Source organism: Marinobacter sp. MDS2, assembly GCF_030718085.1.
Taxonomy (GTDB): Bacteria; Pseudomonadota; Gammaproteobacteria; order Pseudomonadales; family Oleiphilaceae; genus Marinobacter.
In genome coordinates this window covers 1,769,618-1,788,709 of record NZ_JAVAJF010000001.1, presented here as the reverse complement: position 1 = coordinate 1,788,709, position 19,092 = coordinate 1,769,618, and the positions used below count along the sequence as shown (strand labels likewise).

18 protein-coding genes are annotated in these 19,092 nt (G+C 56.9%); 8 read left to right on the top strand and 10 right to left on the bottom strand.

The genetic code is table 11. The annotated features are described in order from the left end of the window. Window positions 1-58 precede the first annotated feature (58 nt). Both Q9245_RS08440 and Q9245_RS08435 read right to left on the bottom strand, forming a co-directional pair. Window positions 59-721 carry an OmpW family protein gene (locus tag Q9245_RS08440; protein ID WP_305896713.1) on the bottom strand — a complete coding sequence of 221 codons (663 nt, stop codon included), beginning with the start codon at window positions 719-721 and terminating at the stop codon, window positions 59-61. Between the two features lie 160 nt (window positions 722-881). Further along, window positions 882-1,346 carry a helix-turn-helix domain-containing protein gene (locus tag Q9245_RS08435; protein WP_305896712.1) on the bottom strand — a complete coding sequence of 155 codons (465 nt, stop codon included), beginning with the start codon at window positions 1,344-1,346 and terminating at the stop codon, window positions 882-884. 90 nt (window positions 1,347-1,436) lie between these two features. Here Q9245_RS08435 and Q9245_RS08430 point away from each other — a divergent pair, with 90 nt between their 5' ends. Next, window positions 1,437-2,549 carry an NADH:flavin oxidoreductase gene (locus Q9245_RS08430; RefSeq protein WP_305896711.1) on the top strand — a complete coding sequence of 371 codons (1,113 nt, stop codon included), beginning with the start codon at window positions 1,437-1,439 and terminating at the stop codon, window positions 2,547-2,549. A 78-nt stretch (window positions 2,550-2,627) separates the two neighbouring features. Here the strand turns inward: Q9245_RS08430 and Q9245_RS08425 are convergent, their stop codons facing one another. After that, a complete protein-coding gene (locus Q9245_RS08425) occupies window positions 2,628-4,139 on the bottom strand; it encodes an acetyl-CoA hydrolase/transferase family protein (RefSeq protein WP_305896710.1) in 1,512 nt (503 codons plus the stop codon). A gap of 294 nt (window positions 4,140-4,433) precedes the next feature. Here Q9245_RS08425 and rluF point away from each other — a divergent pair, with 294 nt between their 5' ends. The 3 genes from rluF (at window position 4,434) to Q9245_RS08410 (ending at window position 6,809) form a co-directional block, all read left to right on the top strand. Further along, window positions 4,434-5,468 carry a 23S rRNA pseudouridine(2604) synthase RluF gene (gene rluF / locus Q9245_RS08420; protein ID WP_305896709.1) on the top strand — a complete coding sequence of 345 codons (1,035 nt, stop codon included), beginning with the start codon at window positions 4,434-4,436 and terminating at the stop codon, window positions 5,466-5,468. Between the two features lie 97 nt (window positions 5,469-5,565). Beyond that, window positions 5,566-6,198, top strand: coding sequence for a MarC family protein (locus tag Q9245_RS08415; protein WP_305896708.1), 633 nt, complete (start codon window positions 5,566-5,568; stop codon window positions 6,196-6,198). A 35-nt stretch (window positions 6,199-6,233) separates the two neighbouring features. Then, window positions 6,234-6,809 carry a gamma-glutamylcyclotransferase gene (locus Q9245_RS08410; protein WP_305896707.1) on the top strand — a complete coding sequence of 192 codons (576 nt, stop codon included), beginning with the start codon at window positions 6,234-6,236 and terminating at the stop codon, window positions 6,807-6,809. On the opposite strand, the gene Q9245_RS08405 is transcribed toward Q9245_RS08410, so the two are convergent. Further along, window positions 6,755-7,717, bottom strand: a complete 963-nt coding sequence (locus Q9245_RS08405; protein WP_305896706.1) for a DMT family transporter — start codon at window positions 7,715-7,717, stop codon at window positions 6,755-6,757. The two genes, Q9245_RS08410 and Q9245_RS08405, sit on opposite strands and share 55 nt — an antisense overlap. A 135-nt stretch (window positions 7,718-7,852) precedes the next feature. Between Q9245_RS08405 and Q9245_RS08400 the strand changes: the two genes are divergently transcribed. Further along, window positions 7,853-8,800, top strand: a complete 948-nt coding sequence (locus Q9245_RS08400) for a LysR substrate-binding domain-containing protein (RefSeq protein WP_305896705.1) — start codon at window positions 7,853-7,855, stop codon at window positions 8,798-8,800. An 18-nt stretch (window positions 8,801-8,818) separates the two neighbouring features. On the opposite strand, the gene Q9245_RS08395 is transcribed toward Q9245_RS08400, so the two are convergent. Beyond that, a complete protein-coding gene (locus tag Q9245_RS08395; protein WP_305896704.1) occupies window positions 8,819-11,323 on the bottom strand; it encodes an acyl-CoA dehydrogenase in 2,505 nt (834 codons plus the stop codon). Between the two features lie 79 nt (window positions 11,324-11,402). After that, a complete protein-coding gene (locus tag Q9245_RS08390; RefSeq protein ID WP_305896703.1) occupies window positions 11,403-12,290 on the bottom strand; it encodes an AEC family transporter in 888 nt (295 codons plus the stop codon). Window positions 12,291-12,379: 89 nt separating this feature from the next. Between Q9245_RS08390 and Q9245_RS08385 the strand changes: the two genes are divergently transcribed. Next, complete coding sequence (locus tag Q9245_RS08385; RefSeq protein ID WP_305896702.1) at window positions 12,380-13,567, top strand: MalY/PatB family protein; 1,188 nt, start codon at window positions 12,380-12,382, stop codon at window positions 13,565-13,567. Between the two features lie 6 nt (window positions 13,568-13,573). Here the strand turns inward: Q9245_RS08385 and Q9245_RS08380 are convergent, their stop codons facing one another. Continuing rightward, the gene (locus tag Q9245_RS08380; protein WP_305896701.1) at window positions 13,574-14,503 is read right to left on the bottom strand and encodes a DMT family transporter; all 930 of its coding nucleotides are present in this window, start codon (window positions 14,501-14,503) and stop codon (window positions 13,574-13,576) included. 41 nt (window positions 14,504-14,544) lie between these two features. Next, window positions 14,545-16,005, bottom strand: coding sequence for a succinylglutamate desuccinylase/aspartoacylase family protein (locus Q9245_RS08375; protein WP_305896700.1), 1,461 nt, complete (start codon window positions 16,003-16,005; stop codon window positions 14,545-14,547). 183 nt (window positions 16,006-16,188) lie between these two features. On the opposite strand from Q9245_RS08375, the gene Q9245_RS08370 reads away from it, so the two are divergent. After that, complete coding sequence (locus Q9245_RS08370) at window positions 16,189-16,347, top strand: YqaE/Pmp3 family membrane protein (RefSeq protein WP_004581060.1); 159 nt, start codon at window positions 16,189-16,191, stop codon at window positions 16,345-16,347. 8 nt (window positions 16,348-16,355) lie between these two features. Here Q9245_RS08370 and Q9245_RS08365 read toward each other — a convergent pair whose 3' ends face one another. Then, window positions 16,356-17,996 (bottom strand): MBL fold metallo-hydrolase, encoded by a 1,641-nt coding sequence (locus Q9245_RS08365; protein WP_305896699.1) that lies wholly within the window; start codon window positions 17,994-17,996, stop codon window positions 16,356-16,358. A 215-nt stretch (window positions 17,997-18,211) separates the two neighbouring features. Between Q9245_RS08365 and Q9245_RS08360 the strand changes: the two genes are divergently transcribed. After that, entirely contained in the window at window positions 18,212-18,637 is a 426-nt protein-coding gene (locus Q9245_RS08360) for a thioesterase family protein (protein ID WP_305896698.1), read from the top strand. Between the two features lie 72 nt (window positions 18,638-18,709). Here the strand turns inward: Q9245_RS08360 and Q9245_RS08355 are convergent, their stop codons facing one another. Continuing rightward, a complete protein-coding gene (locus Q9245_RS08355; protein WP_199005627.1) occupies window positions 18,710-18,901 on the bottom strand; it encodes a CsbD family protein in 192 nt (63 codons plus the stop codon). Between the last annotated feature and the right edge of the window lie 191 nt (window positions 18,902-19,092).

Below are 19,092 nucleotides of genomic sequence, written 5' to 3'. Positions count from 1 at the left end.
TAAAAAAGCGGGGCTGAAAAGTCCCGCTTTTTTGTTTGCTCTGAAAACGTAGCAGCAATCAGAACTTGTAGGTGAAGCCGACCATGTAAACCATGGGGTCGATTTCGACTTCAAACCGATCGGTTTTGGTGCCGTCAGCCATGGTAACCTGTGCGTCGGTATTGATATCAGCCCACCAGATGGCGGCGTTCAGGCCGAATTCTTCGTTCAGCATGTAGTCCATACCAACCTCAACAGCAACACCCACACTGTCATCCAGATCCAGCTCACCTAACACGGTCTTTTCTTCGAAAAAGGTGGTGTAGTTTACGCCGATCCCTGCAAAGGGCTGAAAAGCGGATGAGCTTTTCATTGGGTAGTACTGCAGAGTGACCGTAGGCGGCAGATGCTTCGTCTCGCCAATCTCACCCAGAGCCGCGATGTCACCGGCGCCGCTGATTGAGTGCTTGAATGGTGTGGCCGCCAATACGCCCAAACCGAGGTTGCTAGTGAACATATAGGTTCCGCGAAGGCCCAGCTGGGTATTGGAATCAACCGCAACGCGAGCATCTGAGCCCAACGCCGCGACTGAACCCACAGTAATCACATCGCTGGAATCATCCGGCGCCACATGCACAGCACCTGCCCGAACAATCAAATCACCCGCTTCGAAGGCCTGAGCGGCCGGAGCTACGGCCAGTACGGCTGCTGCCAGAACACTGAGTTTGAAACTACGAGACATAACCATCTCCAGAATTGCGCCATTAATTGATGGCTCCAATTTACCGGTGATGGCTTGTGTGTTTTTGATTTAGCGCAAAAAACGCAAGGCGAGGGAAACGAGAGGGTCGAGATATTGATATAGCTCAAAAAGCCACACGGCATGTGGCTTTCCACACTGTTCAGCCTGCGTCTTTTGCGGCTTTCAAGTCGTTGGCGACTAACACGTCGCGAATGGTTAAAGGTTCGCCGTCGCTGTTGCGAACGGTAACGGGCTGGATGGGTTGGCCGGTTGCACGGTCGCGCAGGTCCAGTTGTTCACCCTCGGGCGCGGGGTTCCATTTGTCACCCCACTGGCGCAGGGCAACCACCACCGGGAATAAGTCCCGGCCTTTCTCGGTGAGCCGGTATTCGAAGCGGGAGCCGTGCTCGCCGGCTTCCACTTTGCGCAGCACTTCGTTGTCTACCAGTTTGCTCAGGCGGTCGCACAGGATGTTTTTAGCAATGCCCAGCTGTTGCTGGAAATCCACGAACCGGCGGGTGCCGTACATAGCATGCAGCACAATCAGCAGGGACCACCAGTCGCCCACTTCATTGAGTGCGCGGGCAACGGAGCAATTGGAGTCATCAAAACGTTTTCTGGCCATGTAGGTGAGTGTACCGAATAGGGTTGCATTATGAAACCAATTTGAATAGGGTTGCGTTAAGAAACCAAATTAACAAGGTTGCACCGAATTATGAGCATGAATCTAGGCCCGATGTTTGAACCGTTTGAACTCCACAACCTCAAGCTGCGCAACCGCGTAGCGATGGCGCCGATGACCCGGAACTTCTCACCCAAGGGTGTACCGGGTGAAAACGTGGTGGATTACTACCGTCGCCGTGCGGAAGCCGGGGTTGGTCTGGTGATCACTGAAGGCACCACCGTGAACCATGCGGGTGCCAATGGCTATCCGAACGTACCGGCTTTCCACGGCGAAGAAGCCTTGGCCGGTTGGAAGAAAGTGGTTGATGCCGTGCACGAAGCGGGTGGCGCCATCTTCCCTCAGTTGTGGCACGTGGGTGCGGTTCGTCAAGAAGGCACCGAGCCGGATCCGTCCGAGCCAGGCTACAGCCCTTCTGGCTTGTTTGCGCCGGGTAAGCCCAACGGCAAAGCCATGACCAAAGAAGACATTCAAGACGTGGTTAAAGCGTTCGGCGATGCTGCTCAGGATGCCAAGGCGCTGGGTTTTGATGGTGTGGAAATCCACGGTGCGCACGGTTACCTGCTCGACCAGTTCCTGTGGGAAGGCACTAATCAGCGTGACGACGAGTACGGCGGCAGCATGGAAAACCGTCTGCGCTTCGTGGTTGAAATCGTAGAAGAAGTACGCCACCGCGTGGGCCCGGAATACCCGATCATGCTGCGTTTCTCACAGTGGAAGCAGCAGGATTACGAAGCCCGGTTGGTAAACAGCCCGGAAGAGCTCGAACAGTTCCTGAAGCCGCTGGTGGATGCCGGTGTGGATATCTTCCACGCCTCCACACGTCGCTTCTGGGAGCCTGAATTTGAAGGTTCCGATCTGAACCTGGCCGGTTGGACCCAAAAGCTGACCGGCATCCCGACCATGTCGGTGGGCAGTGTCGGCCTGACCGAAGACTTCATCAGCGGCACCTTTGCCAGTAAGAAAGAAGCCGTTGAGCAATCGGGTATTGATGAGCTGGTTGAGCGCATGACCAACCACGAATTCGAATTGATCGCGGTAGGCCGTGCACTGCTGCAAGACCCAGAGTGGCTGGTGAAAGTGAAAGAAGGCCGCTTGGACGAAGTGGATGCCTTTGCCAAGAAGTCACTGGCCAAGCTTTACTGATCGCCCCTTCGATTCTGCGATCTCTTTTAGCCGCGCGCCTTCGGGCCCGCGGCTTTTTTTGTTTTCCTGTCAGGCCGCTTACATTTGCCCGCAGGCTTCGTACCGGTGGTGCCAGCTTAAAGCTTCGTCCAGCAGGTGCGGGGTGTGCATGCCGCGCTTGCTGCTGCAGGCGCGCTCGAAGTAGTCGCGCAGGTGGGGCCGGAAATCCGGATGGGCGCAGTTTTCGATGATGTTCAGCGCCCGCTGGCGGGGCGGCAGGCCGCGCAGGTCTGCCAATCCTTGTTCGGTGACCACAATCTGCACATCGTGTTCGGTGTGATCCACGTGCGACACCATGGGAACGATGGTGGAAATGGTGCCGCCCTTGGCGGTGGAAGGGGTCATGAACACCGACAGGTAGCCATTGCGGGCAAAGTCACCGGAGCCGCCAATACCGTTCATAATGCGCGATGCCATCACGTGGGTGGAGTTCACATTGCCGTAGATATCGGCTTCGATCATGCCGTTCAGTGCGATTACGCCCAGGCGGCGAATCACTTCCGGATGGTTACTGATTTCTTGTGAGCGCAGAACAATACGATCGCGGTAGAAATCGATGTTGTTGGCCAGCTCTTCGTTGGCTTCCGGGCTCAGGGAAAACGCGGTGGCCGATGCTTTTGCCAGCTTGCCGGATTTCAGCATGGCCAGCATGCCATCTTGCAGTACTTCGGTGAACGCGGTCATGTGATTGAACGGGCCTTCGTTCAAACCGGCCATCACGGCATTGGCGATGTTGCCGACACCGGACTGCAGCGGCAACAATTCCGGCGGCAGGCGTTTGGTTTCCACTTCTCGGCTGAAAAACTCCAGCAGATGGTTGGCGATCCGTTGCGAGTTTTCGTCAGGCGGGCTGAACCGGGAATTGCGGTCGGGCGCATTGGTTTCCACCACCGCAATGATCTTTTCCGGTGGGCACATCAGGTATTTTTCTCCAAAACGCTCGTCGGGCCGGGTCAGGGGAATCGGCTTTCGGCGCGGAGGCAGGGCGGTACCGTAGTAGATATCGTGCATGCCTTCCAGCCCGGCACTCTGGCCGTGGTTCACTTCCAGAATCACCTTATCTGCCTGATCAATCCAGGTCTTGTTGTTGCCCACAGACGAAGATGGAATTAGCTTGCCGTCCTCGGTCACCCCGACCACCTCAATGACCGCGATATCCAGCTTGCCGTAAAAGCCGGACCAGGCATGCTGAGCAACATGCGACAGGTGAATGTCCATGTATTCCATGTGGCCATCGTTGATTTTCTGACGACATAACGGATCGCTCTGGTAGGGCAGGCGCATTTGAATGCCATTGACCTCGGCCAGTGCACCGTCCAGCTCAGGTGCGGTAGACGCACCCGTCCACACGCTAATCTGAAAGCGCTCATCTCGCGCCTGCGCCGCCCGAATGTGTTCTGCCAAAGCGCCAGGGACCGCTTTCGGGTAGCCGGCGCCGGTAAAGCCGCTCATTCCGACATTCACGCCGGAGGGAATCAAAGCGGCGGCATCTTGGGCGCTCATAATGCGCTGACGGAGTTTCGGGCAACGAATTCGGGATTCGGTGGACATGATCGACCTCATGTTTTGAAAACGGCTCTGCAGGACGAGCGGGAAAAAAGCACAGATGATTAGCGAGCTACAAAAAGCCGCCCTATTTTAGCAGTGAATCATCAAAGTTTTGTGAAAAATGTTAGTGTTATTGCGTAATCATTTAGTCTAAACGTAGTATTTGTTCTATATCTTGGCGTGTTTGCTCCTTGACGAATCCCGTGGGCGGTTGCCGTGCCTGCATCTCGATGGGATGATGCCCCCTGTGCAACGCGCACGTCTGATACATACTCAACCACCATCCCGCAGGACGTCATGACCACCAAAACATCCACCCGTTTGAATAAATACATCAGCGAAAGCGGGATGTGCTCCCGGCGGGATGCGGATCGCTACATCGAGCAAGGCAACGTGCATATTAACGGGCGTCGAGCGCAGGTGGGTGACCAGGTGATGCCCGGTGATACCGTGAAAGTGAATGGCCAGGTGGTGGAGCCGCGAGACGAAGAAGACCTGATTTTTATCGCGCTGAACAAGCCGGTGGGTGTGGTGAGCACCACCGACAGCGCCGAACGCGACAACATTGTTCGCTTTGTGGGCCACAGTGAGCGGATTTTCCCCATTGGCCGGCTCGACAAGGACTCCCAAGGCCTGATCTTTTTGACCAGCAATGGCGATTTGGTGAACAAAATCCTGCGGGCGGGTAACAATCACTCCAAGGAATACATCGTCACTGTGGATAAGCCGGTGACGAAAGAATTCATTAAGGGCATGAGCAGTGGCGTTCCGATTCTTGGCACGGTGACTAAGCCCTGCCCGGTTGAGCAAATCTCTCGCTTTGTTTTCCGTATCACCTTGGTGCAAGGGTTAAACCGGCAGATTCGCCGCATGGCGGAGCACTTCGGTTATGAAGTGACCCGCTTGGAGCGGGTGCGGATCATGAACGTGAACCTCAGTGGTTTGCCGGTGGGAGCATGGCGGGATTTGACCGAGAAAGAGCTCACCACGTTGTTGGATGCCGTGCGGGATTCTTCGTCGGAAGCGACCGAGCCCGCATCGAGCAAACCCAAGAAGAAGCCTGCCCGTTCGGGAGCTGGCGGAAAACCGCCGCGTCCGGGTGCCAAGCCCGGAGGGCGACCGGCCGCTGGCCGGGGTGGGAAGGGCGCGGGTGGTGCGCCCGGAAAAGGTTCCGGTAAGGGGCGAGGTAAAGGTCCCGGGCCCGGTAAGCGGCCGGGCAGGCCCGGAGGTAAGCCGGGGGGTGGTCCTAAAGCGGGCGGGCGCAACCCGGCAGGGCCGAAGGGGCGGCCATCCAAACCGAAAAAACCACGCAAGCCGTCCGTTAAGCGTTAAGTGCTTGATGGGCGGGAAATAGGTTCAGTTCCTTACGGCAGGAATGAGCAACAAGCGCTATTCTTACCGGCACCAACCCTCGGCCGGATTTCCTTGAATGCTTGAAACGTTTTTCTCCACCTACCTCAGCAGTACCATCCGCTTTTGGTTCCTGATTGCACCTTTCTTCGTGGTCACTATGTTCTTGGCACTGACCCGGGGATTACCCGCGTCGGAGAAAGCCTCCATCATTCGCCGCGCCTGTGTGTCAGCGCTGATTCTCGGCCTTATCCTGTTCTTCGCCGGCCCGCTGCTGTTCAGTGCGATCGGGATTACTCTGAATTCGTTCCGGATTGGTGCCGGCGCGTTGTTGTTCCTGACGGCCATCAGTTTGGTGACCAGCGGCACGCGGAATCACGCAACCAGCCTGCCAGAGGAAGATCGGGAAGACGTTGCAGTGGTCCCATTGGCCATTCCGGTGATGATCGGCCCGGCCACCATCGGTGCGATTCTGGTTTACGGTGCCGAACTTAAAGAGGTGCCGGAAGTGGTTGGCGGCCTGTTGGGTCTGGTGACCAGTCTGGTCTTTCTGGGCGTGTTACTGCGGCTGTCGAGCTATCTTGAGAAGGCACTGGGGAAAACCGGCCTGAACATCATGTCGAAAATCAGTGGTTTGATCCTGTCTGCCATGGCGGCTGAAATTGTACTAACCGGCATCGCCGGTTTTATTGCCAGCACTCAGGCCGCCTGACACACTGTGCTTGAGTTTGAGAAACGAGGATAGGTATGCCCGCCAATACCATTGACCATAATCGTAAGCGCCAGAATTTCGAAGGCATCGATTCGGTGTGGTTGTTTGGCTACGGGTCTTTGATCTACAAGGTCGATTTTCCCTTCCTTGAGCAAAAGCCAGCCACCATCAAGGGCTGGGCGCGCCGGTTCTGGCAAGGCTCTCACGATCACCGGGGCACTCCGGAGGCACCGGGGCGCGTGGTGACCTTGATTGAGCGGCCCGGGGCCGTGTGTAAAGGCATGGCGTTTCGGGTAGCACCGAAGGTGTTCGAGCATTTGGATGTGCGGGAGAAGAACGGCTATCTGCGTTTCAGCACTACGATGACGTTTGATGATGGCGGCCAGGCCGAAGGCTTGGTGTACATCGCCACGGAAGACAACGAAGCGTTTCTGGGCGACGCCCCGGCAGAAGATATTGCCCGGCAGATTGCGCAGGCATTGGGGCCCAGTGGCCCCAACACCGATTACCTGCTGCGCCTGGCCGAATCACTCCGGGCACTGGGTGACCAGTGCGATCACACCTTTGCGATCGAGTCCTGCTTGAAAGAACAGCTGTCCTCGGACGTCTGAGTTGCCCGGTAGCTTGCCGAGCGCTCGCGATCCCGCGGTGCCGGGTTGAAGCCCCGGGCTGGTGACCGTTTACGGTTGCGCAGACCAATCAGCACCAAGGGTACGATGATCATCAGGCTGCCGATAATGAACCACAGGTCAGGCACTTCACCAAACCATATCCAACCAATCGCAACTGCCCAGATCAGACCGGTGTATTCGGCACTGGTGACCTGATTGGCATCCACCTGATGGTAAGCCAGCAACACGGCGATGTTGTAACCGAGGATGAAAAAGGCCGAGCCTGCTGCGCTGATCAACATTTCCGGGTGCCATTCGGCGCCTTCCCACAGAGCCAGAGCCCCTGCCGCCGGAATGATCAACAAGTAGTTCAGAAACAACTTGTGCACCGTGCTTTGCTCTTGGGGCAGCTTGCGCACCAGCACGGCATTGATGGCCAGAGTCAGGGCGGATATCAATGCGGCGATGGCGGCCCAATTGAATTCCACCGGCCGCAGGATAACGATAATGCCGGCAAAACCACTGATCACCGCAGCCATGCTTAACCGCGTGAGCTTTTCACTGAAGAAGATGGCCGATAACGCCATCACCATGATAGGCGCGGCATAAAACAACGCGTTCGCCGTCGCCAGCGGTAAGTTGGTGAGGGCGATAACCATCACCAGAATACCCGCCAGGTGCACGTGTGCGCGAAGCGCGTGAACGCCGAAACCGCTGAACAAATGGTCACGGTTGAGTTTGCCGATCAGTGGCAACAAGAACACAAGCGTAATAAGGATGCGCAAAAAAGCGAACTGAAAAACCGATCCACCAGGCTCCAGCGTTTTGATAAAAATATCAGAGAGGATAGCCATAGCGTTGCCGATGACCAGTAACAAGATAGCGCTATTAACGGTTTTGCCTGACATTCAATCCCCCCTTTTTTTACCTGTTGAATGGCCACGAGAAGACGGTTGCCTCCGTGAACTGTGAATACCAGTCTATCTATGATTTACTATCCGATAAAATGATGATTATTCACTTGCTATTAGAAATTTAGATAGATGAGACTTCCGCCCCTGAAAGCTTTACCGGTGTTCGAAGCGGTTGCCCGGCTGACCAGTTTTTCCGCGGCCGCCGAGGAATTGTTGATCACCCAAAGTGCCGTTAGCCACCAGATCAAACAGCTGGAAACCTATCTGGGTGAGCCTTTGTTCTGGCGTTCGGGGCGCATGGTGACCCTGACCGATGAAGGTCGTCAGTATTTCGATGCCATTGGTTCGGCGTTGTTGCAGATCGAGCGGGCGAGTGAGCAGTTGCTGGGGCACGAAGAATCGCGGCTGCGGTTGTCGGTGTTCAGCTCCTTCGCGGTGCGCTGGCTGGTACCGCGTTTGCCGGAGTTGCAGCGGTTACACCCGCAAATTGATCTGGCGCTGGAGATGAGCAGCCAGAATCCGGTGTTGTCGGATCGGGTCGCGGATTGTTTTATCACCATTTACACCTCGGCACCGGCCTACAGTTACGAGCATTTGTACACCGAGCGTCTGTTCCCGGTGTGCAGTCAGGATTATTGGCAGCGGATACGGCGGGAAATGGGCTGGGACACGGAGCCCGATGCCCGCGGTGAGTTGCCTATTTTGCCCGAGCAGATTGCCCAATTTCCTTTGCTATCGACGCACAGCATTTTTGATCGGCAAGCCGGTGATTGGGCCGCCTGGTTTCGCACGGTGGATCAGTCTCTGCCCAGCGGCACCCGGGTTCAGCATTTCAGTCATATGTTGCTGGCGCTGGAGGCGGCGCGTTTCAATCAGGGCATTGCTCTGACCAACGACTACATGCTCAGTACCCGCAAAGACTCGGAAGATTTCGTGCGGCTGCCGGCCCATGCGGTGGTAACCGGCGACAAGTTCTATTTTGCCTGGAAGACCAGTCGCCGGCGGGAGCGCGGAATCCAGACCTTGCGGCGCTGGCTGGTGGATGAGGCGATTCGGGCAGGATTGAGGGGCGAGTGAACGCCCCTCAATCAGAGGCTAGTGCTTTTTCTTGGGCCGTTCGACCACTTTGCGTTTGCCCTTGGCGGTTTTTGCCAGAGACTTGAGGCCGTCGGGCTCAAAGGCATCGACACGAATCACGTCGTACAAGGCGGTCAGGGCCTCTTCCAGTTTCGGACATTCATCAGCGGTCACGATGCCTTGGGCGCAGGCCCAGTCCACCAGTTCTTTGCGTTGGTGGCCCATCAGCAGCGCAATACCATCCAGCTCATCCTCATTGCGGTTGCGAATGGCTTCGTGCAGGCGCTGGCGCATTTCGTGGGTTTCGTTAGCCAGCTTGTAGGCATTCAGCACGCGCCCTAACGGATCGTTCGGATCCTGAGTGGTGAAGGTGCCACGGCTTACCCGCTGGCGCACGGGGGTGTCGTCCACGATGGTGGCGGCCACTTTCGCGCCCAGCTTGTCATCCGGGCCGTTAAGGCCGGTAGCACCCAGCGGGAACACTAGAATGCGCAGCGGCCAGCGCAGTGCCGGCACCGGGAAGTTGATGATGGCTTCGCGCATGGAATTCTGCAGATCGTGCAAACAGGTTTGCAGGCTCCATTCCACCAAATCCCGCTGATCTTCAGGATAACCTTCTTCGTGCCATTGCTTGATCACGGCGGTGGCGTAATACAGCTGCACCAGACAATCCGCCATACGGCCAGACAGCCGTTGCCGGGCTTTCAGGCCACCGCCTACCGTCAGCAGAGTTACGTCAGTCATCATGGCGAAGGCCGCCGAGAATCGGCCAAGCTGGCGGTAATAGCCTTGGATATCGCCCTGTCGGGGGGCGGTTTCCAACAAACCTTTCGTTAGGCCCAGTACGAAAGCCCGCAACGAGTTTCGGGTGGTGTGCGCCAGATGGCTGTAGAAAATATCATCGAATTTCTTGGTTGCGGCCTCTTCATCGTCCATGCCAGCGGCTTCGATCTCATCCACGATGAAGGGATGACAGCGAATAGAGCCCTGGCCAAAGATCATCAGGCTGCGGGTCAGGATGTTTGCACCCTCTACCGTGATGCCGATCGGCACCGCTTGATAGGCGCGAGCCAGGAAGTTACGGGGGCCGGTGATCACACCGCGGCCGGCCACAATGTCCATGGCGTGGTTAATGACCTCGCGCATCAGGTCGGTGTTGCGGTATTTCAAAACAGCCGAAGGCACCGCTGGGCGCACGCCTCTATCGAGCATGCCCACGGTCAGCAAGCGGGCGGCATCCATCATGTAGGTGTAGCCAGCGATGGGTTCCAGTGCTTCCTGAACTCCTTCAAACTGACTGATGGTGCGGCCAAATTGCTCCCGGGTAAAGGCGTAAGAACCGGTGGCCAAACTGGCCAGCTTGCCGGCGCCGGTGCCCAGCGCGGGCAGCGAGATCGAGCGACCGATGGACAGGCATTCCAGCAACATGGTCCAGCCTTTGCCAAGCATGTCTTGCCCGCCAATCACCTGATCCATCGGAATGAACACCTCGGTGCCCCAGGTGGGCCCGTTCATAAACACCGTGTTCATCGGCAAGTGGCGCGTACCGGCATGCACGCCCTCGGTATCCCGGGGCACCAGCACACAGGTTACGCCGATTTCGTCCTGTTCACCGAGCAAGTGTTCGGGGTCGTATACTTTGATGGCGAGGCCGATCAGGGTGGCCACCGGGGCCAGCGTGATGTAGCGCTTGTTCCAGGTGACCTTCAGGCCCATCACTTCTTCGCCGTTCCACTCGCCTTTGCAGACGATGCCTTTGTCCGGAATGGCCCCGGCATCGGAGCCCGCGATGGGCGAGGTCAGTGCGAAACAGGGAATGTCTTCGCCGCCGGCGAGGCGGGGCAGGTAATGTTGTTTCTGGTCTTCGGTGCCGTAGTGCATCAGCAGTTCGCCCGGGCCTAAAGAGTTAGGCACCATCACGGTGACGGCGGCAGAGACACTGCGGGTGGAGATTTTCATCACGATTTCGGAATGGGCGGTGTTGGAGAAGCCCTTGCCGCCATCTTCCTTGGGAATCACCAGGCCGAAAAAGCCGTTGTTGCGAATGAATGCCCAGACGTCTTCGGGCAGATCGTAGTTCTCATGGGTGATCTGCCAGTCATCCAGCATTTTGCAGAGTTCTTCCACCGGGCCATCGAGGAAGGCTTGTTCTTCACTGGTAAGGTGCGCCGGTGCAGCATCTAACAGCTTGTTCCACTCCGGTTTGCCGGAAAACAATTCGCCGTCCCAGTCTACCGAGCCGGATTTCAGGGCTTCTTCTTCCGTCGAGGAGAGCGTGGGCAAACGGCCCCGTACCCAACCGAGTAGAGGACGGCTGAGTTTTTCCCGGCGCAGGTCGCTGGGCAGAACTACCAACAAAGCGAGCGCCAGTAACAGGCCGCCGATTAAAAAGCTGAGAATGTGCCAGTCGTCTTGTGCCACGCCAACCAAGGTGGCCGCCGACATAACAATAGCAGCGGTTTTCCCGCCTATGCTGAAATAAATCAGCACCAAAGCACTGAGAACAAGAAGCAGAACGCTCAAGGGCAGACCTCCATATCGGGTTTGAAATCAGCAAGCTGAACTCTAACCATCGGCTATAAAAAGCGTTGTTGCAAGTTGCCTAGAGGTAACCAGAAGCAAACACCAGGCCCAGTACGATGGGCATCACCACCAGACTGCCCAGATTGCTGATCAGCACCAGCGAGGCGACCTTGTGCGGTTCCTGGCGATACTGTTCCGCCACCATATAGTTCAGAACCGCCGGAGGCAGGGCGGCAAAGACCCAGAGTGCCGCTACCTGAAGGCCTGGAAGGTCAAGCACAGCGATGAGCGGCCACGCCAGTACAAGCCCGCTGACGGGGCAGGCGATGGCGCCGATCATACCGAGCTTCCAGTCGCTGAAGTCGACATCCAGCATGCGCACGCCGAGAGCGAACAACATTAGTGGAATGCACACGCCGCCCAGCATGTTCAGGGCTTCCAGCAGCCAGCTGGGCAGGGCCACACCGCTGAAGTTCACGGCAAGGCCGGCGATGCTGGCAAACACGATGGGTTGGCGCAGGCGTTTCAGTACGGAGGTGTGTGGGTCCAGCATGTACAGGCCAACGGAGAAGTGCAGCAGCATTTCCACAATGAACAACACGATGGCTGCCGGCAGCGCCGCTTCGCCGAACGCCAGCACCAGCAGTGGAATGCCCATGTTGCCGGAGTTGTTGAACATCATGGGTGGCAGGAAGGTTTTCAGGTTCAGATCCAGCACCCGGGCTAGCGGGTACAGAATTATGCCGGAACCCAGCACCACTACGGTTGCGGCCAGCGCCAGCCAGCCGTAATCCTGCAAGGGCGCTTGCTGGTCGGCCAACACCGCAAACACCAGCATGGGCACAAACAACTCCATGTTGAGCAGGTTCAAGCCCTGAATGTCCGGCGTGCGATAACGCCCGTACAATGCCCCACAGCCTGCAATCAGGAATACGGGTAGCATGGTGGCCAGTATTTGCGCGATCATAAATTTTCCGGTGCGGGCTGCGTTAAAACTCAGCAGGTTCGCAATTCTGAACGGTTTCGACAAGTAGCTGTTAGTAATGCTGATGGGGAATGACGGTAGCTATGGATTTTGACCAGCCGATACAACGAGAAAACACCGCCTCGGTGAAATTTGATGTGCGTAAGACGGTGTTCGGCCGTGACGATGTGATTCCGGTGTGGGTCGCGGATATGGATTTTGCCGCGCCCGAGGCGGTAACTGCCGCCTTGAAAGCCCGAGCTGAGCATCCGGTGTACGGTTATACGATTTTTCCGGACAGCCTTTATCAATCGATCATTGATTGGTTTGCCGAACGCCACAATTGGCAGATCGAGAAAGAATGGATTCTGATGGCACCGGGTGTGGTGCCGTCGCTGCATGCCGCCTGCATGGCTTATGCGGCACCCGGCGAAGGGGTGATTATCCAGCCCCCGGTGTACCCACCGTTCTTTAGTTCCGTGCAGCAAAGTGGCCGGGTGGTGATCGAAAACCCATTGGTGCAGGACGCGGAAACCGGGCAATACCGCATGGATCTGGAGCATCTTGAGCAATGCGCCGCCCGGCCGGATGCCCGCGTTCTGATGTTTTGTTCGCCTCACAATCCGGTGGGCCGGGTGTGGACTGACGACGAATTAAAGGCGGTGCTTGAGATCGCCCGCCGGCATCAACTGACGGTGCTGACCGACGAGATCCACTGCGATCTGGTGTATCGGGACAAACCTGCTCATACCATGCTGGCCCGACTGGCGGATGAGGAGGATGCTCTGGTAACGGCCATTGCTCCGAGCAAAAGTTTCAACATGCCCGGTTTGGGCTTGTCAGCGTTGGTGATTCCAGACGCTGAACGCCGCCGGGCCATTAAAGCGGTGTTTGATTCTTTGCATTTGCCTCAGTGTAATCCGTTCAGCGTGGCGGGCTTTGAAGCCGGTTACCGACAGAGTGGCGAATGGCTGGATCAGCTGATGGTGTATCTGCAGGCCAATCGAGACTATGTGCTGGAGCAGGTTACCGCGCGCTGGCCCGGAATTCGGGTGTCAGCGCCGGAAGGCACCTATCTGATGTGGCTGGATTGCCGGAAACTGGGGTTAGACGATGCCGGGCTGAAACGTTTCTTTGTGCAACAGGCGGGGGTGGGCATGAACCCGGGGGTTACCTTTGGCGAGCCAGGCAGCGGTTTTATGAGACTCAATATTGGTTGCCCGCGAGCCGTACTGGAACAGGTAATGGCCCGTGTGGAATTGGCCTTGGCGCAGCGTTAAGGCCGGCTAAACCGGCGGGCGCCGGCCTACCCGGGTTGCCAGCAGCAGCCCGGATAGAATCAAAGCACCGCCGACCAGGTGCGCCGCGCCCAGTGCTTCATCCAGAAACACACTGGCCAGAACCGAGGCAAACACCGGCACCAGATACATGAAAATGGCCGCTTTGGCGGGGCCAATCTGTTGCACGCCATAGTTCCAGAAACCGTAGGCCAGAATGCCGGGGAAGATGGCGAAGTACAGCAGAGGCAGCGCCGTGTCACCAGACCAGCTGAAGCCACCGGAAAAGAACAATAGGTCGGCAAGGTAGAACGGAAACAGCACACAGCTGCCCAGCAGAATCTGGGTAGTGAGAAAGGTCAGGGGTGGCAATGGTACAGCCTGCCGCCGCAGCAGGACCGAAAACAGCCCCCAACTGGCCACGGCCGCCACCATAATCAGATCGCCGGGTTGCGCCTGCAGATTCAGCAGAATCGACAGATCGCCCCGTGCCACTACCGTGACAATACCCAAAATGGCTAAACCAATACCCAACGCTTGCAGCGGGCGGGTTTTGTCGCCCAATAGGATCCAGGCAAGCAGGGCCACGAATATGGGAATGGTGGAGTTGATCAGTGCAATGTTGGTGGCGGTGGTGGTCAGGGCTGCGTAGTAGAGCAACGAATTGAATGCCGCGACACTGAAGGTGGCCAACGCCAGCATGGAGCCGAGGTGCTGGCGAATCACGTGCCGGTGGCGCCAAACGCCGGGCAGGCCGAAAGGCAGCAGAATGCACAGGGCGATCACCCAGCGCCAGAACGACATGGAAAGCGGCGGAATGCTGTCTACCGTGCCTCGCGCGATGACCGCGTTACCGGCCCAGAACAGAGGCGTCAGTACTAAACCGATATAGGCCAGCCCCGGTGTGCGGGGCACGATGCCGGCGTTCTCTGCAGCCACGTTGTTATCCTTCAGGCTCGATGCATTAAACGCCTAGCATACTACTCTCCTGGAACTTCTGCCTCCGTACCAATGTGGTAGGCCGCAAAGCCGGCCATCACCACCTGATCCACCGCCATGCCGATGACGCGGCCATTGGCATTCGAGCGAATCGGGTATTGCTCGTTGGTGATGGGATCTGACACGTAACCGAGGATTTCCCCTTCGGACACACGATCTCCCAAGGCCACTTCGCTGAACAGAATGCCGCCGTGCTGGGCGCGAATCCACAGCGAGTCGTAATACACCGGTTGCGGATCACCCCAGACAAACATCCGGGAGATCATGCCGTGCTTTTCCATCAGGCTGTTGAGGCTGTTGACGCCGGCTTTGATCTGGTGCTCCTGAATGCGCAGCGATTCGCCGGCTTCCAGCGTCACCGCGCGGATGCCTGCATTGACCGCGGCGGTTCGCAACATGCCTTCAGAGCCCGAGCTGTGTACCACCGCCATTCGGTCAAAGCCCTTGGTGAATTCCGCGACCTCCGGGTTGTTCATGTCGGCGCGCAGTTGCGGCAAGTTGGTGCGTTTGAGGGATCCGGTGTGGATATCCACCAACATGTCGCAATGACGGATGACACTGTTGAACAGCGAATGTGCGATGCGGTCTGCCAGCGTGCCGTCGGGGCGGCCCGGGAAATAACGGTTCAGGTCACGACGGTCGGGCAGATAGCGGGTGCCTTGCTGGAAACCGGTCAGGTTCACGATGGGCACGCCAACGACCTGGCCGCTCAATTTGGCCGGGTCCAGGTCGTACATGGCGCGCCGTACGATTTCGATGCCGTTCAGTTCATCGCCGTGAATAGCGCCAGTCAGGCACAGAGTCGGCCCGGCGTGCGCACCGTTCACCACCAGTACCGGAGTAATCTGGGACAGCCCGGCAATTTGAATATTCGGCGACCAGGCCAGACGGGTTGAAGTACCCGGTAGCACTTCTTTGCCCAGTATGGCGAAAGTTTCCGAAGGAACGGGCTCGGCTTCGGTAACGTCCGGCTCGCTTTCCTCGGTCGCCGTTGGCTCCTGGGGAGCAGTGGAGTCTGTGTCCGCAGCATCGGTCGGCTCAGTTTCAGGAGCGGGTTCTGGCTCAGGCTCAGGCTCCGGCATGGGCGCGACTTCTTTCAGATCCACATTGGGGGCAATCTTCCGCGGCTGCTTGGCCTTGGTTGCCGTCGGTTCCGAGGTGGCTGCGCCTTGTTTATCCGCACCGGCGGCTTTCGCAGGTTCGGTCTCAGCGGATTCTTTGGCCTTCGGTGCTGCTTTTTTCTGGGTGTCGTGGCGTGGCTCGGAATGAACGACATCTTCGACACTTTCGTCCTCGGCCAGTTGAGCGATCAAAGGCCCGGGCGTTTCGGAAACCGTCTGTGCTTTTTGCGTGTCAGCCCATGCACTGAATGGCGCCAGTACCAGAAGAAAACCGGCAAGCAGTGTGCTGGGCGTGTGGCTATGATGACGTTGAAACAGCATAAATCCTCGAGTACCTTGACGAAACGGCCCTAGGATAGGGCTCTCAGCGAGTAATGAATACGGCTGTGAAGAAGCTGTAATGCCACTTTCATGATTCCGGGCCGAATTCAGACAGCTGATTGTGTATAACTGAACTATCTTGCAATCATAAGACTGTTATACCGAGACTAAGGAGAGAACTGTATGGACCTTTTGCGTATTTTGATTGCGATTCTGTTACCGCCATTGGGGGTGTTTTTACAGGTGGGTATCGGAAAGCACTTTTGGATCAACATTCTGTTGACCATTCTCGGCTACATTCCGGGCATTGTTCACGCGGTTTGGGTGATCGCCAAGAAATAGCCCGGCGGTTAAGCCGGGGCTGTGGTATGCCAGAGATCGTCTTTCTGGCAGGCGCGGTGCTCGGCTTCCAGTTTCAGTAGGTGGGCCAACGCAGAGCGGGCAGCGAGCCCGTGTATTGCGGTTGGCACATCGTCGTAGGCTTTTGCCGTCAGATCCTTCAGGGAAACCGGAGCCAGTGCTGCCAGCGCCCGGAACACCTTATGCTCCCGTGACAGGCGGTGGGTAATCAGATAATCCACCACGGCCTCTGGCTGCCCCATAAGAAACCCGTGTGCCGGGGCAATGAACTGAATCTTCTCTTCCAGCAATTCGTACAGCGATTCCACATAGGCTTTCATATCGCCGTCCGGCGGATTAATCACCACCGTTGAGCCTTGCATGATGTGGTCACCGGAAAACAGCAGATCCTGGTCGGTCAGCAGCAAACACAGGTGATTCGAGGCGTGGCCGGGGGTGTGGATAACTTTCAGCACACCGGCTTCTGTAGCGATCAATTCACCGTGTTCGGGGATGTCATCCGGCGTGAAGGCGCGGTCTTGGCTGGCACCTTCCGGCGCTGGCCAGCCGAAAACCCGGCAGTTGGTGCGCTCTTTCAGCAATCGGGTGCCCGGAGAGTGGTCAAGATGGGTATGGGTGACCACCACCTGATCCACCGCACCATCGGTCACTTCCAGAATGCGTTCAATATGGTTTTCATTGGCCGGTCCGGGATCAATCACGGTAAAACGATCGAAACCCAGAATGTAGGTGTTGGTGCCGGGGCCCGTCATCATCCCCGGGTTCGGCGCGGTCAAACGAACCACGCCGGCGGCTACCTCAACCGGTTCACCCGGTGTGATCTGCGCCTGCACCGAACCTGCACCCTCTGGGTCCAGTTTTACGGCTTCGTCGTAGGCGGGTGCGTTCGGCTCCAGAAGCACCGGTTTGCCTTTTCGGATCGCCGGCCAGGGGTCGGTCGGGAAGGGTTCTGGCGGGTTGGCGTGGGCGTAGCGCATCAGTTCAGCCGTGGTGTCGAAGTCGCACAGAACCCGCAGGGTTCGAATGGTCGGCAGACCTAACAAGCGCTGCCCGGCTTTGTGTTCTGCCAGTGCTTGAGCGGGTGAAATCCAGACGTGATCAATGGTTTCCGAGCCATCGTGGCTGGCAATTTGCCCTTCGGGTGCGGCAGCAATAAAGAATCGGGTATCAAACCGGCGCGGTGGCCCCGGTGGTGTGACCCAATGGCTCAGGTACGCTAAATGGTCCAGCGGTATGGTTAATTCGTACTTTTTGCAAAGCTCGGCCAGACACACGGTTTCCTGGAACAGCGCGTCGCGATCTGCGTGTACCGGGTGGTCCGGGCCGATAAGTTTTCCGGTTTTGTCCAAGGCCAGCAGAACGCCGGACTCTTCAAAGCATTCCCGAACCGCGGCCAGCATATAATCCACTCCGCCGCCTTCGACCAAGCTCATGGTCTGGCTAATAGCGGAGTCTTCCACGCCAATGGCATGATCCCGGCATTCGGGTTCCTCGACATTCACAGCCCCGCCGGGGAAGACGAAATAACCGGGTAGAAAGATCGCCTCCCAGGTGCGTTGCAGCAGAAGGACTTCAATACCGTTTTCGCTATCGCGAGTCAGAGCCAAAGTGGCCGCAGGACGAATGCTCATAGATCACTCTTGTTTTGTTATTCCAGATGCGCCTCGAATGCTCGAGCGATGATTGGGAGCGGTTTTTGGAAAGCCCACCCCCAATCATTGCCCGCTCCCAAGTTTAAAGCGCAGGAGCATGACTCAAGATACCTGATACCGACGTAAGATGAGAAGTCACAAGCGCAAGGGTATGATGCTCACACGTTAAAACGATCGTAAAACAGGACACCACCGTGGCAAGAATCAAACTGGAATTCCCGGACGACGCCTTCAGCTTCGAAACTCTTCTACCCGTTAGAATCAGCGATATTAACGGCGCCAACCATTTAGGCAACGATGCGCTGATTTCCATGCTCTCGGAGGCCCGGGCGCAGTTTCTGGTGGCAAACGGCATTAAAGAGGCCGATCCGAGCGGTAATGGCATTATTGTTACCGACCTCGCCACCATGTATCAGGGCGAATCGTTTTACCCGGACATGCTGCGGTTTGAAGTGGGGCTGATGGATTTCAATAAATACGGTGGCGATTTCGTGTTCCGGGTGACCAAAGCCGACAGCGGTCAGCCGGTTGCGTTGGCGAAATACGGCTTTGTGTTCTTTAACTACAACACCCGTGAAGTTACGCCGGTGCCGGAGAGTTTTCGCGCGCGGTTTGAGTAAAGGGTTAGATGATAAATCAACCGATGGTGCAGGGTGCACCATCGGTATGGGGTCAGCCGTGTGAACAAATAATTAGCTGGAGAGCTTGTTCCACTCTTTTTCGGCTTCGTCTTTCTTCAGGCCGTATTTTTCCTGAAGCTTGCCGATGAAGTTGTCTTTCTTGCCGCCGATCTGGTCAACATCATCGTCGGTCAGTTTGCCCCATTGTTCGCGCACTTTACCTTTTAGCTGTTTCCAGTTGCCTTCCAGAATGTCGTTATTCATAACTTTATCCTCATCTTGAAAATAATTGCATGAATTCAGAGCTAAAGGGGTAGGTGTTCCATCAACCTTTACCTCGAGGTAAAACTTTGCTGCTTCGTTACTGAGCTCTACAGCTCGGTATTCAGGCTGGCACAGGCGTGTTTTGTTGACAACCGGTGAACGGAGCGTGGCGCGAGATCGGCGGGGTCGTG

Bases quoted from the DNA above. Each gene is read 5' to 3' on its own strand.
- Q9245_RS08440 (WP_305896713.1), bottom strand. From the start codon at position 721: ATGTCTCGTAGTTTCAAACTCAGTGTTCTGGCAGCAGCCGTACTGGCC.
- Q9245_RS08435 (WP_305896712.1), bottom strand. From the start codon at position 1,346: ATGGCCAGAAAACGTTTTGATGACTCCAATTGCTCCGTTGCCCGCGCA.
- Q9245_RS08430 (WP_305896711.1), top strand. From the start codon at position 1,437: ATGAGCATGAATCTAGGCCCGATGTTTGAACCGTTTGAACTCCACAAC.
- Q9245_RS08425 (WP_305896710.1), bottom strand. From the start codon at position 4,139: ATGTCCACCGAATCCCGAATTCGTTGCCCGAAACTCCGTCAGCGCATT.
- rluF (WP_305896709.1), top strand. From the start codon at position 4,434: ATGACCACCAAAACATCCACCCGTTTGAATAAATACATCAGCGAAAGC.
- Q9245_RS08415 (WP_305896708.1), top strand. From the start codon at position 5,566: ATGCTTGAAACGTTTTTCTCCACCTACCTCAGCAGTACCATCCGCTTT.
- Q9245_RS08410 (WP_305896707.1), top strand. From the start codon at position 6,234: ATGCCCGCCAATACCATTGACCATAATCGTAAGCGCCAGAATTTCGAA.
- Q9245_RS08405 (WP_305896706.1), bottom strand. From the start codon at position 7,717: ATGTCAGGCAAAACCGTTAATAGCGCTATCTTGTTACTGGTCATCGGC.
- Q9245_RS08400 (WP_305896705.1), top strand. From the start codon at position 7,853: ATGAGACTTCCGCCCCTGAAAGCTTTACCGGTGTTCGAAGCGGTTGCC.
- Q9245_RS08390 (WP_305896703.1), bottom strand. From the start codon at position 12,290: ATGATCGCGCAAATACTGGCCACCATGCTACCCGTATTCCTGATTGCA.
- Q9245_RS08385 (WP_305896702.1), top strand. From the start codon at position 12,380: ATGACGGTAGCTATGGATTTTGACCAGCCGATACAACGAGAAAACACC.
- Q9245_RS08375 (WP_305896700.1), bottom strand. From the start codon at position 16,005: ATGCTGTTTCAACGTCATCATAGCCACACGCCCAGCACACTGCTTGCC.
- Q9245_RS08370 (WP_004581060.1), top strand. From the start codon at position 16,189: ATGGACCTTTTGCGTATTTTGATTGCGATTCTGTTACCGCCATTGGGG.
- Q9245_RS08365 (WP_305896699.1), bottom strand. From the start codon at position 17,996: ATGAGCATTCGTCCTGCGGCCACTTTGGCTCTGACTCGCGATAGCGAA.
- Q9245_RS08355 (WP_199005627.1), bottom strand. From the start codon at position 18,901: ATGAATAACGACATTCTGGAAGGCAACTGGAAACAGCTAAAAGGTAAA.